General features: G+C 60.7%; 12 protein-coding genes. 5 read left to right on the top strand and 7 right to left on the bottom strand.

All coding sequences use genetic code 11. The annotated features are described in order from the left end of the window. Positions 1–166 precede the first annotated feature (166 nt). On the bottom strand, positions 167–1492 hold the full coding sequence (miaB, locus tag AC1DKH_RS16090; protein ID WP_477798697.1) for a tRNA (N6-isopentenyl adenosine(37)-C2)-methylthiotransferase MiaB: 1326 nt from the start codon (positions 1490–1492) through the stop codon (positions 167–169). 133 nt (positions 1493–1625) lie between these two features. Between miaB and AC1DKH_RS16085 the strand changes: the two genes are divergently transcribed. Then, entirely contained in the window at positions 1626–1955 is a 330-nt protein-coding gene (locus AC1DKH_RS16085; RefSeq protein WP_003185742.1) for a DUF1820 family protein, read from the top strand. Between the two features lie 68 nt (positions 1956–2023). Here AC1DKH_RS16085 and AC1DKH_RS16080 read toward each other — a convergent pair whose 3' ends face one another. From AC1DKH_RS16080 to AC1DKH_RS16065, 4 genes are all read right to left on the bottom strand, one after another. Further along, positions 2024–2578, bottom strand: coding sequence for a tetratricopeptide repeat protein (locus AC1DKH_RS16080; protein ID WP_103396533.1), 555 nt, complete (start codon positions 2576–2578; stop codon positions 2024–2026). A gap of 224 nt (positions 2579–2802) precedes the next feature. Beyond that, positions 2803–4086, bottom strand: coding sequence for a glutamate-1-semialdehyde 2,1-aminomutase (gene hemL / locus AC1DKH_RS16075; protein WP_477753822.1), 1284 nt, complete (start codon positions 4084–4086; stop codon positions 2803–2805). A gap of 31 nt (positions 4087–4117) precedes the next feature. Further along, positions 4118–4741, bottom strand: coding sequence for a thiamine phosphate synthase (gene thiE / locus AC1DKH_RS16070; RefSeq protein WP_477753821.1), 624 nt, complete (start codon positions 4739–4741; stop codon positions 4118–4120). Between the two features lie 31 nt (positions 4742–4772). Continuing rightward, positions 4773–5570 (bottom strand): hydroxymethylpyrimidine/phosphomethylpyrimidine kinase, encoded by a 798-nt coding sequence (locus tag AC1DKH_RS16065; protein ID WP_057713171.1) that lies wholly within the window; start codon positions 5568–5570, stop codon positions 4773–4775. 368 nt (positions 5571–5938) lie between these two features. Between AC1DKH_RS16065 and AC1DKH_RS16060 the strand changes: the two genes are divergently transcribed. The 4 genes from AC1DKH_RS16060 (at position 5939) to AC1DKH_RS16045 (ending at position 12371) form a co-directional block, all read left to right on the top strand. Continuing rightward, positions 5939–8323, top strand: a complete 2385-nt coding sequence (locus AC1DKH_RS16060; RefSeq protein WP_477798641.1) for a 7TM diverse intracellular signaling domain-containing protein — start codon at positions 5939–5941, stop codon at positions 8321–8323. Between the two features lie 74 nt (positions 8324–8397). Continuing rightward, complete coding sequence (locus AC1DKH_RS16055) at positions 8398–10047, top strand: acyl-CoA dehydrogenase family protein (RefSeq protein ID WP_477759721.1); 1650 nt, start codon at positions 8398–8400, stop codon at positions 10045–10047. A 117-nt stretch (positions 10048–10164) separates the two neighbouring features. Next, positions 10165–11664, top strand: coding sequence for an AMP nucleosidase (amn, locus tag AC1DKH_RS16050; protein WP_477798640.1), 1500 nt, complete (start codon positions 10165–10167; stop codon positions 11662–11664). Positions 11665–11735: 71 nt separating this feature from the next. Next, positions 11736–12371, top strand: a complete 636-nt coding sequence (locus tag AC1DKH_RS16045) for a pseudouridine synthase (protein WP_477753816.1) — start codon at positions 11736–11738, stop codon at positions 12369–12371. On the opposite strand, the gene AC1DKH_RS16040 is transcribed toward AC1DKH_RS16045, so the two are convergent. Together AC1DKH_RS16040 and AC1DKH_RS16035 are read right to left on the bottom strand one after the other, a co-directional pair. Continuing rightward, complete coding sequence (locus AC1DKH_RS16040; RefSeq protein ID WP_003185724.1) at positions 12366–12575, bottom strand: DUF2788 domain-containing protein; 210 nt, start codon at positions 12573–12575, stop codon at positions 12366–12368. The two genes, AC1DKH_RS16045 and AC1DKH_RS16040, sit on opposite strands and share 6 nt — an antisense overlap. Before the next feature lie 225 nt (positions 12576–12800). Then, on the bottom strand, positions 12801–13280 hold the full coding sequence (locus AC1DKH_RS16035) for an Lrp/AsnC family transcriptional regulator (protein WP_007937367.1): 480 nt from the start codon (positions 13278–13280) through the stop codon (positions 12801–12803). Between the last annotated feature and the right edge of the window lie 472 nt (positions 13281–13752).

The following is a 13752-nucleotide window of genomic DNA, read 5'->3' as shown; positions in this document are numbered from 1 at the left end:
CGTGGGCGCGAAAGCTCTTAAATGAGGCAACCCGATTCCTGCCTCTGGCGCGGACTCTGTAGGAGCGAGCTTGCTCGCGAAGGGCTTGAATGCCCCTCGTTCATTCAGGATGCACGCGTCATCGTTGACGACCATCGTCGGAACGCCGCCAGGAGCAAGCTCGCTCCTACACCAGCGACCCCCGCAGCGAATGCGGCTGCGCGGCATCGATGTGCACGTCCGCGAACTGGCCGATCAGGGTCGGATTGTCGCAGCGAAAGTTGACGATCCGGTTATTCTCGGTCCGGCCTTGCAGCTCGCCCGGGTCTTTTTTCGAGTAATCGGTTACCAGGATCCGCTGGATCGAACCGACCATTTGTCGGCTGATCTCGAAACCTTGCTGGTTCAGGCGATGCTGCAGGGCATTCAGCCGCTCTTTTTTCAGCTCTTGCGGCGTGTCGTCGGCCAGATCGGCGGCCGGTGTGCCCGGGCGCTGGCTGTAGACGAACGAGTAGGAAAAGTCGAAGCCGACGTCGGCAATCAGCTTCATGGTTTGCTCGAAATCTTTCTCGGTTTCGCCCGGGAAGCCGACGATGAAGTCCGAACTGATGCTGATCCCCGGCACGGCGGCGCGCAGTTTGCGCAGTTTGGATTTGTATTCCAGCGCGGTGTGATTGCGTTTCATCGCAGCGAGGATGCGGTCCGAGCCCGATTGCACCGGCAAGTGCAGGTGCTTGACCAGCTCCGGCACGTCGGCGTGCGCCTGGATCAGGCTGTCGGAGAATTCCAGCGGATGCGACGTGGTGTAACGGATGCGTTCAATGCCGTCGACCGCGGCGACCACACGGATCAGCTCGGCCAGATCCGCCAGGCGCCCGTCATGGGTCAGGCCGCGATAGCCGTTGACGTTCTGCCCCAACAGCGTCACTTCACGCACGCCGTTTTCGGCCAGGTGGATGATCTCGGCAATCACGTCGTCGAACGGCCGGCTGACCTCTTCACCGCGGGTGTAGGGCACCACGCAGAACGTGCAATATTTGCTGCAGCCTTCCATCACCGACACGTAAGCGCTCGGGCCGTCGATGCGCGGTTCGGGCAGATGGTCGAATTTTTCGATTTCCGGGAACGAGACGTCGACTTGCGGCAGCTTGCTGATGCGCGCGGCGTCGATCATTTCCGGCAGGCGGTGCAGGGTCTGCGGGCCGAAGACCACGTCGACGTACGGCGCGCGATCGCGGATGGCCGCGCCTTCCTGGCTGGCCACGCAACCGCCGACGGCGATCACCATGTCCGGGTTGGCCAGCTTCAGTTCGCGCCAGCGACCGAGCTGGGAATAGACACGGTCCTGTGCACGTTCGCGGATCGAGCAGGTGTTGAGCAGGATCACGTCGGCGTCTTCAGCGCGGGCGGTGACTTCCAGGGCCTGATGTTCGCCCAGCAGATCGACCATGCGCGAGCTGTCGTACTCGTTCATCTGGCAACCGTGGGTTTCGATGTAAAGCTTCTTGGCCATGGAAAGAGTCATCACCTGATTCAAAGAACCGCGCATTATAGGGGACATGTCCCATGGTTCCTACCGTTGTGCGTCCGGCGGCTGTGCTATAGTTCGCGCCCTCATTTTTACCCCGATGTGTTACCCGCCCACCATGACTAAACGTGAAGCTCCAATCTACAAGGTGATTTTCCTCAACCAGGGCCAGGTGTTCGAAATGTACGCCAAGCAGATCTATCAAAGTGATCTGTGGGGCTTTCTGGAAGTGGAAGAGTTCGTCTTTGGCGAGCGCACGCAAGTGGTTGTTGATCCGAGCGAAGAAAAGCTCAAGGCTCAGTTCGAAGGCGTGGTGCGCAGCTTTGTGCCGATGCATTCGATCGTGCGTATCGACGAAGTCGAGCGTCTGGGGACACCGAAAATCAGCGAAGCCCGTGGCGCGGTTGGCAATGTCATGCCGTTTCCGATGCCGATGCCTGAGAAGTAAGTTCCAGTATCGAGTTGCCCCCAATCGCGAGCTTGCTCGCGATTGGGGAAGTCAGAACACAGCAGAAATCAGGGCAGTGGTGCGAAAGGCGTACGCCCGTCAGCGCTCTGCAACTCCATCAAATATTTACGGAAAATTTGCCCGAGCACCTGGGTGGCGACTTCGAGTTCTTCGCGGGGCATTTTTTCGGTGACTTCGTCGGCGGTGTCCAGGGCATCTTCGGCGCCGTTGACCGCCGCCATCTTCAGCAGGATGTACGCCTGAACGTTATTGGCCGGCACGCCTTCGCCGTGGAAGAACATGGTACCGAGCTTGAATTGTGCCTGGGCGTGGCCTTGCAGCGAGGCTTTTTCGAAATAGCTCAGGGCTTGATTGAGGTCGCGCGGCGCGTTTTTGCCTTCGTAGTAGAACTCACCCAACTCGTATTGCGCTTGCGCATCCCCTTCATCCGACGCTTTCTGGCAGGCGGCGAGCGCCTGTTCCAGGTCTTGCGGCTGGGTATTGAGGGTGCAGCGACCCATCGCTGGGATTAACAACGAGTTGCCGCCTGCTTGTGCGTGCGCGAGCAGGGGCTGAAGAAGCAACAGGCAGCCCAGTGCAAGGGTGCGGCCGGTGCGGTTCATGGGAATCGACTTACCTCTGAAGGGCGCGCGGACCCATCGAGGGATCCAATAAGCGCGCATTATGAAATAAGCAGGGGCAACCTTACAAAGTCTTTACTCGTTTTTCTGCTGCGCGGGAAATATATCACCCGTTTTGCGAGGGATTTTTGCTGAAACTGTAGGAATACAGGCGGGCGTGTAGGTGAAAGCTGACGCCGGCAATGGCCAACGTCAGCGCCACAGCGTTATTTCAAGGCAGCGAAGGCGCGCTCGGCGGCGTCCAGGGTCAGTTTCAGCTCGGCTTCGCCATGAGCGATCGAAGTGAAACCGGCTTCGAAGGCGCTCGGTGCCAGGTAGACGCCCCCTTCCAGCATCAGATGGAAGAAGCGACCGAACAGGGCAGCATCGCTGGCCATGACGTCATCGAAGGTGACGATGTCGTCGGCGCCGCTGAAATACAGGCCGAACATGCCGCCGGCCTGGGTGGTCACGAACGGAATGCCGGCCGCATCGGCGCGCTGTTGCAGGCCGTCGAGCAGGCGAGTGGTGTAGTCGGTCAGCTCGGCATGGAAGCCCGGGCGGCTGATCAGGCGCAGGGTGGTCAGGCCGGCGGCCATCGCCAGCGGGTTACCGGACAGCGTGCCGGCCTGGTAGACCGGGCCCAGCGGAGCGATGCGCTGCATGATTTCGCGCTTGCCGCCGAAGCAGCCGACCGGCATGCCGCCACCGATGATCTTGCCGAAGGTGGTCAGGTCCGGTGTCACGCCGTAGTACGCCTGGGCACCGCCGAGGGCGACGCGGAAACCGGTCATCACTTCGTCGAAAACCAGCACCACGCCGTGCTTGTCGCACAGGGTCCGCAGGCCTTCGAGGAAACCCGGTGCCGGCGGCACGCAGTTCATGTTGCCAGCCACTGGCTCGACGATGATGCAGGCCACATCCTGGCCGACTTCGGCGAGCATGCTTTCAACGGCGTCGATGTCGTTGAACGGCAGGGTCAGGGTATGTTTGGCGAACGCTGCCGGTACACCGGCCGAACTCGGTACACCCTGGGTCAGTGCGCCGGAGCCGGCCTTGACCAGCAGGCTGTCGGAGTGACCGTGGTAGCAGCCTTCGAATTTGATGATGCTGTCGCGGCCGGTGAAACCACGGGCCAGGCGAATGGCGCTCATGGTCGCTTCGGTGCCGGAGCTGACCATGCGCACCATTTCCATCGACGGCACGAGCGAGCAGACCAGGTCGGCCATCTGCGTTTCCATCTCGGTCGGGGCGCCGTAGGACAAACCGTGCTCAAGCTGTTTGCGCACGGCGTCCAGCACGTCCGGGTGGCTGTGGCCGAGGATCATCGGGCCCCAGGAGCCGACGTAATCCACATAGCGCTTGTTGTCTTCGTCGGTGACGTAGGCGCCTTCGGCATGCTTGAAGAACAACGGCGTGCCGCCGACGCTCTTGAACGCGCGAACCGGCGAGTTCACGCCACCGGGAATGTGTTTTTGGGCATTGGCAAACAGCGTTTCGGAACGAGACATGATCGGGCTCTCAAATCAGATTTTAAGCTACTTAAATAGAAAACAATTCGTTGAAGGCGCGGGCACGACGGGTCACTTGCGTCGTGCTCTCGGCGCCAAACAGGCCATGCACCACCGCCAGCAGATCGACGCCATGGGCCACCAGTGGGGCGGCGTTATCCAGGGTGATGCCGCCGATCGCGCAGATCGGCAAGTGCAACTGCTTGCGGGCCTGGTCGAGCAGGTCGAGGCTGCAGGTCGGTGCGCCGGGCTTGGTGTTGGAATTGAAGAAGCGGCCGAAGGCGACGTAACTGGCGCCTTCTTTTGTCGCTTGTTCGGCCAGTTCGAGTTGCGCGTGGCAAGTCGAGCCGATGATGGCTTTGGAGCCGAGCAGGGCACGGGTCGGTGACAGAGGGCCGTCGGCCTGGCCCAGGTGCACGCCCACGTTCAGGCGGGCGGCCAGTTCGGCGTCGTCGTTGATGATCAACCGGGTCTTATAGCGCTCGCACAGCTCGCGCAAGGCTTCGGCCTCACGCAGGCGCCGGGCCTCGTCGCTGCTCTTGTCGCGGTATTGCAGCAAGGTGACGCCGCCTTCCAGCGCCGCCTCCACGTACTTGAGCAACTTGCCGTCCAGCAAATGACTGTCGGTAATGGCGTATAGACCACGTAGTTTCATCGGACAAGCCTCACCGCATTACAAATGGAAGTTACGAACAGAAATCCAGTGGCAAACGGCGCGGCACAAACTGGCCTTTGCCCAGCTGCTCGGCATCACGCAGGGTGCGCCATGTGTAGTTAAGCGCGGTCTGTACCGCACTGGCGAGGTTTTCGCCCTGGGCCAGACGACCGGCCAGCGCACTGGCCAGGGTGCAGCCGGAACCGTGATAGCTGCCCGGCAAGCGCTGACAGGTAAAGGTTTCGCGCAGGCCGTCGCGGCTGTACAGGCGATTGTGGATTTCGGTTTCGTCGCCATGGCCACCGGTGATCAGCAGGTGTTTGACGAACGGCAGGAGTTTTTCAGCGCACTCGTCCGCGGTGCCTTCAGGCAGTTCGGCGAGGATCCGGGCTTCGGGAAGGTTGGGGGTCGCAATGATCGACAAGGGCAGCAGGCGTTCGCGCATGGCATAGCCGACTTCGTCCTTGCCCAGGCGTCCGCCGCCGCCGGCGCGCAGCACCGGATCGCAGACCACCGGCAAGTGCGGGTGCGCCGAAAGCAGTTCGACCACGGTGTCGACCATTTCCAGGGAACCGAGCATGCCCAGTTTGACCGCCGCGACTTCGGAATCGTTGAGCACGGCGTTGGCCTGGGCCAGTACCCACTCACGGTCGAGGACGCGGAAGTCAGTGACATTGACGGTGTCTTGCACGGTCAGGGCGGTGACGGCCGGAGCCGCATGGCAACCCTGAGCGAGCAGGGCTTCGATATCTGCCTGCAAGCCGGCGCCACCACTTGGGTCGTGGCCGGAGAGACAGAGGACAACGGGGCGAGAGCTGTAGATATTCATGGTGCGCGAGCTTACCACCAAACATGTTTTTTCGGTGTGCGCACGTATCGGAGCCGATTGCGCAGCGAGCAAAAGATCGCAGCCTGCGGCAGCTCCTACATGGACCGTGGATCGATGCAAATCCGTAGGAGCTGCCGAAGGCTGCGATCTTTTGATCTTTCTGACCAAGCCAACAGCTCTAACTCAATACATGGCGCTGTAACGCCCGTCCTAGAGCCTTTGTAGGAAAAATTTCAATGGTGTTTAATGGCTATCAACGGCTATGCTAGAGTGGATCCAAACCAATAACAGGTAATATCGGTTTTACGTCTGCTCAAAAGGAATGGGGGGCTTCCTGACAGAACCGGACAGGCCACGCTGGGGCTTCAATGCACTATTTGCTGATGTTGCTGTTGTGTTTGCCCCTCCTGGCAAACGCCGTCGAGTTCGATGAGTTCACTCAAAGCCTCCCCTTGGGCCGAACCCTGCAGGTCTATGAGGACGCAGGTGGTCAGGCGACCATTGCGGATATCCGTGCGCAAGCGGCGGCCGGAAACTTCAAACCGCACCACAAGGACACGCTCAACGCCGGGTACTCGCGTTCGGTGTTCTGGCTGAAAATCGACCTGCATTACCGTCCGGCCAATCCGGCGGCGCAACGGACCTGGCTGCTGGAACTGGCCTATCCGCCCCTCGATCATCTTGATCTCTATTTGCCTGATGCGGCCGGCAACTATCAGCGGGTCAGGCAGACCGGCGATGCCTTGCCGTTCGCCAGCCGCGAGATTCGTCAGAACAACTATTTGTTCGACCTGACGTTCAAACCGGACCAGGCCGAAACCGTATTCCTGCGATTGCAAAGCGAAGGCTCGATCCAGGCACCGGTAACCCTGTGGTCGAGCACCGCCTACCTCGAAGAGCAACCCGTGCGCCTCTACGTACTGGGGCTGATCTACGGTGTGCTGCTGGGGATGCTGGTCTACAACCTGTTCATCTACCTCAGCGTGCGCGACACCAGTTACCTCTACTACATCTTCTATATCGCCTCGTTCGGCTTGTATCAGCTGTCGGTAAACGGTGCGGCCGTGCAGTATTTCTGGCCGGAAAACCCTTGGTGGGCCAACGCCGCGACGCCGTTTTTCATCGGCTGTGCGGGGTTGTTCGGCAGTCAGTTCGCCCGCAGTTTCCTGCAAATGGCTACCCACAGTCGCTGGCTCGACCGCTTGTTGCTGGCGCTGGTTGCCTTCGGTGTACTGGTGGTCGGACTGTCGTTGATGAGCAGTTACGCCCTGGCCCTGCGCCTGGCCACGGCGCTGGCGCTGGCGTTCACCGTGGTGATTTTTGCCGCCGGGATCTTTGCCTGGCTGCGGGGGCTGCGGGTGGCGCGGTATTTCATTATTGCCTGGTCGGCGTTTTTGCTCGGCGGCATCGTCAATACGCTGATGGTGCTGGGCTACCTGCCGAACGTGTTCCTGACCATGTATTCCAGCCAGATCGGCTCGGCCATCGAAGTGGCGTTGCTGTCCCTGGCGCTGGCCGACCGTATCAACGACATGCGCGAACAGCAGGCGCAAACGCTATTCGACGCCAGTCAGAAGCTTGAAGTGCTCAACCAGCAACTGGCTCGCAGTAACAAGCTCAAGGACGAGTTCCTTGCCACCCTGACCCACGAACTGCGCACGCCGATGAACGGTGTGATCGGTTCGCTGGAGCTGATGCAGACGGTCGAAATGGACCCGGAGCTCGAGCAGTATCAGCAGACGGCTGCGGGATCGGCGCGGGACATGATGCGTATGGTCAACGGCATCCTCACCCTCACCGAACTGCAGGCCGGCAAACTCAAGGCCTCGGCCGATACCTTCAGCTTGCGCGGCATGGTCGAGGCACTGCGCATGCAGTTCGAGGGCAACGCATCAAGCAAATCGCTGGACTTCAAGGTCGATATCGCGCCAGGTGTGCCGGATCGCTTGCACGGCGACAACGTCAAGATCGCGCAGTGCCTGGAATGTCTGCTGGATAATGCCATCAAGTTCACCAGGATCGGCGGCCTGGCCCTGCGGGTGACCGGCAAGGCCATTGAGCCCGACCGGCTGGCGTTGACCTTTGCGGTGATCGATACGGGCATTGGCTTCACTGATTTGGGGGAGGCCAAGATGTATCAACGGTTCTTCCAGCTCGATGCCTCGATGACCCGTGAATATGGTGGCCTGGGTGTTGGCCTGGCGATTTGCCGACAGTTGGTCGAATTGCTCGGTGGACGCCTGACGCATCGCACCGAGCCAGGACGCGGCAGCCGGTTTCAGCTTGATGTGGAAGTCGGACTGGCGGTGGCCGAACGCCCGGTGACGCCGTTGATGTCCCGGGATTTTCCGCGCCTGCGCTTGCCTCAGGATTGTGCCGTGCTGTTGGTGGATGACAACAGCATCAGTCAGTTGGTGATGCGCGGCATGTTGCTCAAGCTGGGATTCCGCGTGCGTACGGCCGACAGCGCCGACGTCGCGCTCGATCTCTTGCAGCGCGAAGGGTTTGATGCGGTGCTGGTCGATTCTCAGTTGCCGCTGCAGGGCGGTGAGTCGGCGTGCTGCCAGATCCGCGCTTTGCCGGGTTATGCCGAACTGCCGCTGTTCGTGATTGCCCTGGGCGGTGACCGTGAGCGCTGCCCGACCGGTGCGGTGATTGATCACTTGAGCAAACCGGTGAAATTCGAAGACTTGCAGGCCGCGCTCTACCGCCGTGTGCTCTGCTCGCAACAGGGCGAAAGCGCCGACAGTTAGGCGTATATGACACTTTGTTCGGCCGAGGGGTGGTGCTTAACTGAAGTCCCTTGGCCGACCAAAGGAGCCCTGTCATGAACCTGCATCAGTTCGCCGAAACCCACGAAGTCACCAACCAGCCACCGTCACTGGATGGCGCCAACCTGTACCGCATCGATTTGCCGTTGCAGGAATGGTCGCGGCGGTTCGGGGCCGGTTGGGCCGAATCGCGGATCGATGCCTACGGCGCACTGGCCGGTGGCCCGTTGATGGAAGCCGGGTTCCTGGCCAATCAGAACAAGCCGGTGTTCAACAGCCATGACCGGTTTGGTCATCGTATCGATCTGGTGGAATTTCATCCGGCCTATCACCAATTGATGCGCGCTGCGGTCGAGCACGGCTTGACCTCGCTGCCCTGGGCGCACCCGCAGGACGGCGCCCATGTCGCCCGAGCTTCGATGTCGTATCTGCACAGCCAGGCCGAAGCCGGCAGTGGCTGCCCGTTGACCATGACCTTCGCCAGCGTTCCGGCCATGCGTCTACAACCGGACCTGGCTGAAAAATGGCTGCCGAAAATCCTCGCCACCGAATACGATCCGCGCAACGTCGGCATGGCCCACAAGGCCGGGGTCACCATCGGCATGGCCATGACCGAGAAGCAGGGCGGCACCGATGTGCGGGCCAATACCACCAAGGCGTATCCGGTCGGTGCCAGCGGTCCGGGCCAGGCCTATGAACTGGTGGGGCACAAGTGGTTTTGCTCGGCGCCGATGTGCGACGCGTTCCTGACACTGGCGCAGACCGACAAGGGCCTGACCTGTTTCCTGTTGCCGCGTCACCGCCCGGACGACACACGCAATCAGTTCTACATCCAGCGCCTGAAGAACAAGCTCGGCAACTGCTCCAACGCCTCCAGCGAAGTGGAGTTCCGTGGTGCGCTGGCGTGGATGGTCGGTGAAGAGGGCCGGGGTGTTCCAACGATCATCGAGATGGTCGCCATGACCCGCTTCGATTGCATGGTCGGGTCCAGTTCACTGATGCGTCAGGCGCTGACTCAGGCCAGCCATCACTGCGCTCACCGTTCGGTTGGCGGCAAACTGCTCAGCGAACAGCCGTTGATGCAGAACGTGTTGGCGGATCTGGCGCTGGAAAGCGAAGCCGCCCTGGCCTTGAGCCTGCGCATGGGCCGCGCGCTGGATCATCTGGATGATTCACAGGAAGCCAAATTCGCCCGGCTGGTGACGGCAGTGGGCAAGTACTGGATCTGCAAGCGGGCGCCGGCCATGATCAACGAAGCCGCCGAATGCATGGGCGGCGCGGGTTATGTCGAAGAGAGCATCCTGCCGCGGCTTTACCGCGAGGCGCCAGTGAATTCGACGTGGGAAGGCTCCGGCAACGTGCAATGTCTCGACGTGCTGCGTGCCCTGTCGAAAGAACCGGGTGTGCTCGACGCGCTGTTCAGTGAGTTGGGCGATGGCCATGGTGACAAGCGCCTGGCTGCGCACATCCATCAATTGCAGGCGGCATTCAAGGACTCCAGCGACATTCAGTACCGCGCCCGGCAGTTGACCGAGGACATTGCGCTGGGGCTGCAGGCCAAATTGTTGCTGGAAGCCGGGAATGCGGTGGTCAGTGATGCCTTCATCGCCAGTCGTCTGGAGGGTGGCGGGCGAGTGTACGGCGCGTTGCCACGAGGCCTGGACGTGGAAGCCATTGTCGCCCGCTCGACTCCACAAGGATTCTGATTGGTTAGAAGATCGCAGCCTGCGGCAGCTCCTACGGGTGCACGACGAGCCCTTGTAGGAGCTGCCGCAGGCTGCGATCTTTTTTGGCTGTTCCCGTGAAGCGACGATGCAGGCAAGATGAAGGTCTGCAAGTCAGAACACAGGATGCTGATCGTGACCGAAGCTTTTATTGTCGTTCAAACCGCCGAGCAAGCCGTGGATCGGCTTGCACTCTTGCACAATCGTGCAACCACCGCGCTGAGCCAGGCGCTCAAGCGTTACCTCAAGGATCGCGTCGAGCCTGATGCCGAGCAGCGAGCGCAGTTCCGTTATCCCGAGCTGCGCCTGACCTACCTTTGCCAGGGCGAAGTCCCGCAGACCACCCGTGCCTACGCCAAGGTCCAGTTGCCGGGCACCTACAGCGTCACCGTCACCCATCCATCGGCTTTCCGTAAATACCTGCTGGAACAGCTCGTTCCGTTGATGCACGACTTCACCGTGACCGTGGAAGTCGGTGTCAGCGAGCAGAACATCCCGTATCCGTATGTGGTCGAGCAGGGCGATGAGCTCGCGGGTTCCGGCGTCACCGCTGCCGTGCTGGCGCGGGTGTTCCCGAGTACCGACCTGTCGGCCGCGACCGATGGCATTGCCGACGGTTTGTACGACTGGGAAAACACCGATCCGCTGCCACTGGCCCTGTTCGATGCCGCACGGGTGGATTTCTCCCTGCGCCGGCTGGTGCATTACACCGGCAGTGACTGGCGGCATGTGCAGCCGTGGATTCTGCTGACCAACTACCACCGCTATGTCGACCAGTTCATCGTCCATGGTCTGGAGCAGTTGCGCAGCGATCCGCGTTTTGTGCGCATGGTGCTGCCGGGCAACGTGATCATCGAAAAGAGCATGGATCACGGCGAAGCCTCGGCGATTGCCGCCGGGGTGGTCTGGCACCGCTACCAGATGCCGGCCTACCACCTGATCGCCAGTGACGGCCACGGCGTGACGCTGGTCAACATCGGCGTCGGCCCGTCCAACGCCAAGAACATCACCGACCATCTTGCCGTTCTGCGTCCGCATTGCTGGCTGATGATCGGCCACTGCGGCGGCCTGCGTCAGTCGCAAACCATCGGCGACTATGTGCTGGCCCACGCTTACATGCGCCGCGACGGCATTCTCGACCGGGTGGTACCGCCGAACATTCCGATTCCAGCCCTGGCCGAAGTGCAGCTTGCGCTTCAGCAAGCGGCGGCCAACGTCACTGGCGAGAAGGGCGACGAACTGAAGAAACGCCTGCGTACCGGTACCGTGCTGACCTACGACGACCGTAACTGGGAACTGCGTTGGGCCCAGGAACGTCCGCTGATCAATCTGTCCCGCGCCGTGGCGGTGGACATGGAAAGCGGCACCATCGCCGCCCAGGGTTATCGCTTGCGGGTACCGTATGGCACGTTGTTGTGCGTCTCGGACAAACCGCTGCATAGCGAAATCAAGTTGCCGGGATCGGCCAACGCCTTCTATGAGCGTGCGGTCAGCCAGCACTTGAAGATCGGTATCGAGGCGGTGGATCTGTTGCGTACCGAGCTCAACTCATTGCACTCGCGCAAACTGCGCAGCTTCGACGAGCCACCGTTCCGCTAACGGTTGTCGTGGTCATTTGGCGGTCGGGGCACTAGCATTAGCAGCCCTGATCGTTAGATGTTCACTTCGCCATGTCCCGTCCTCAACACCCCATTTCCCGCCGCCCTGGCGCGAAGCCCTCTCCTTCAGCCCCGCGCCGTGTCGCCAAGGCACCGCCGGCCGAGCCGAAACTGATCCTGTTCAACAAACCGTTCGATGTGCTGACGCAATTCAGTGATGGCGAAGGGCGCGCGACGCTCAAGGACTACATCGATGTACCGGGAATCTATCCGGCCGGACGACTGGACCGCGACAGCGAAGGCTTGTTGCTGCTGACCAACGACGGTCAGCTTCAGGCGCGGATCGCCGATCCGAAACACAAACTGGCCAAGACCTATTGGGTGCAGGTCGAGGGCGAACCGAGCGCCGAGCAATTGCAGCGCTTGCGTGACGGCGTGGAATTGAATGACGGCATGACCTTGCCCGCCGAGGCGCGGCAACTGGACGAACCCGAGCTGTGGCCGCGCAATCCGCCGGTGCGCTTTCGTAAAAGCGTGCCGACCAGTTGGCTGGAGTTGGTGATTCGCGAAGGGCGCAACCGCCAGGTGCGGCGCATGACCGCTGCGGTGGGTTTGCCGACGTTGCGCCTGGTACGGGTCAGAATCGGTGACTGGACGATCGAAGGGCTCGATCAGGGACAGTGGAAAGAAGTACCGGCGCGCTTATAAGGCGCCGGATTCGATCAGGCCGATCACCACGCTCTTGATCACGAACGCCGCCACACCCAGGCCCAGCACGAAGAACAGAATGAACGAGCCAAAGCGCCCGGCCTTGGACTTCTTCGCCAGATCCCAGACGATGAAACCCATGAAAATGATCAGGATGCTGACCAGGCCGGTCATCATCCACTCTTCGAAAACGGCAGGATCCATCGAACATCTCCAGCGCGGGCGTGGCTAAAAGGGCGCGGGGAGTATACGCCTCACCGAACTCGCGCAGCATGGATCTGCGGCGGTGTGTCGCAGTCATTCGTCGCCCGGCCTGCTCTTGTAGGAGCTGCCGAAGGCTGCGATCTTTTGATGTTGCTTCTTATGGACGATCAAAAGATCGCAGCCTCGTTTCACTCGACAGCTCCTACCAGCTCCTGCGAAAGTCCATCAGCTACGCAGATGAGTCAAAGGCAGTTCGGTGCTGTTCAACACCTGATTCAACACAAAGCTCGAACGCACACTGGTCACCCCTTCAATCCGCGTCAGATGCCCCAGCAGCAGCTTCTGGTAGTGATCCATGTCCGGCACCACGACCTTGAGTTGATAGTCGGCATCCATCCCGGTCACCAGGCTGCATTCAAGCACTTGAGGCAGGGTGCGGATGGCCGCTTCGAAATTCTCGAAACGCTCCGGCGTGTGACGGTCCATGCCGATCAGCACATAGGCCGTCAGGCTCAGGCCGAGCATTTTGCGGTCGAGCAGGGCGACCTGGCGGGAAATGTAGCCGTCGTCTTCCAGTTGCTTGACCCGCCGCGAGCACGGCGAAGGCGACAGGCCGATGCGCTCGGCCAGCTCCTGGTTGGAGATGCGTGCGTCGCGCTGCAATTCCGCCAAAATACTCAGGTCGTAACGGTCGAGCTTGCTCATCAAACGGTCCTTTGTCGTAACTATTGCTGAGGATTATGTGTCAGGGGTTAAAAATTGCGCAAGTGATGTTTAATTCAGCAATCTTCGCAATCCTCTGCCGGTGCTCCCGGCCTATTCTTATCACCAGAATCACTGCTCGGACAAACAGTCCAGTGCGGCTCGCCGAATCAGGCCCGCCGCGGTCGCCACCCCCACCGGGGATGTGCCGGCCCCCGAGCTACACACTGTCCAGAAGACGGCGTGAGGTGAGCCGGCGCCACAAGCGTCGAGCCAGGACGAAGTTCTCTAAGGGGAGGCCGACGGGTCTCCCCTTTTTCTTGCGTGTGTTCCGTCCTGAATAAGGTTTACACCTTCTGACCCATTCTCAGGAGGGAGTAATGAACGCGGGAGAAAGGCGCAGTCAGCGTGATTACACGCTGACCTTTAAATTGTCGGTCGTCGATCAGGTCGAAAAAGGCGAGTTGAGTTATAA

This window comes from Pseudomonas sp. 05L36 (assembly GCF_056398125.1).
This window is presented reverse-complemented; position numbering and strand designations above follow the sequence as displayed.

Bases quoted from the DNA above. Each gene is read 5' to 3' on its own strand.
- AC1DKH_RS16085 (WP_003185742.1), top strand. From the start codon at position 1,626: ATGACTAAACGTGAAGCTCCAATCTACAAGGTGATTTTCCTCAACCAG.
- AC1DKH_RS16065 (WP_057713171.1), bottom strand. From the start codon at position 5,570: ATGAATATCTACAGCTCTCGCCCCGTTGTCCTCTGTCTCTCCGGCCAC.
- AC1DKH_RS16055 (WP_477759721.1), top strand. From the start codon at position 8,398: ATGAACCTGCATCAGTTCGCCGAAACCCACGAAGTCACCAACCAGCCA.
- AC1DKH_RS16045 (WP_477753816.1), top strand. From the start codon at position 11,736: ATGTCCCGTCCTCAACACCCCATTTCCCGCCGCCCTGGCGCGAAGCCC.
- miaB (WP_477798697.1), bottom strand. From the start codon at position 1,492: ATGGCCAAGAAGCTTTACATCGAAACCCACGGTTGCCAGATGAACGAG.
- AC1DKH_RS16080 (WP_103396533.1), bottom strand. From the start codon at position 2,578: ATGAACCGCACCGGCCGCACCCTTGCACTGGGCTGCCTGTTGCTTCTT.
- hemL (WP_477753822.1), bottom strand. From the start codon at position 4,086: ATGTCTCGTTCCGAAACGCTGTTTGCCAATGCCCAAAAACACATTCCC.
- AC1DKH_RS16035 (WP_007937367.1), bottom strand. From the start codon at position 13,280: ATGAGCAAGCTCGACCGTTACGACCTGAGTATTTTGGCGGAATTGCAG.
- AC1DKH_RS16040 (WP_003185724.1), bottom strand. From the start codon at position 12,575: ATGGATCCTGCCGTTTTCGAAGAGTGGATGATGACCGGCCTGGTCAGC.
- amn (WP_477798640.1), top strand. From the start codon at position 10,165: ATGAAGGTCTGCAAGTCAGAACACAGGATGCTGATCGTGACCGAAGCT.
- AC1DKH_RS16060 (WP_477798641.1), top strand. From the start codon at position 5,939: ATGCACTATTTGCTGATGTTGCTGTTGTGTTTGCCCCTCCTGGCAAAC.
- thiE (WP_477753821.1), bottom strand. From the start codon at position 4,741: ATGAAACTACGTGGTCTATACGCCATTACCGACAGTCATTTGCTGGAC.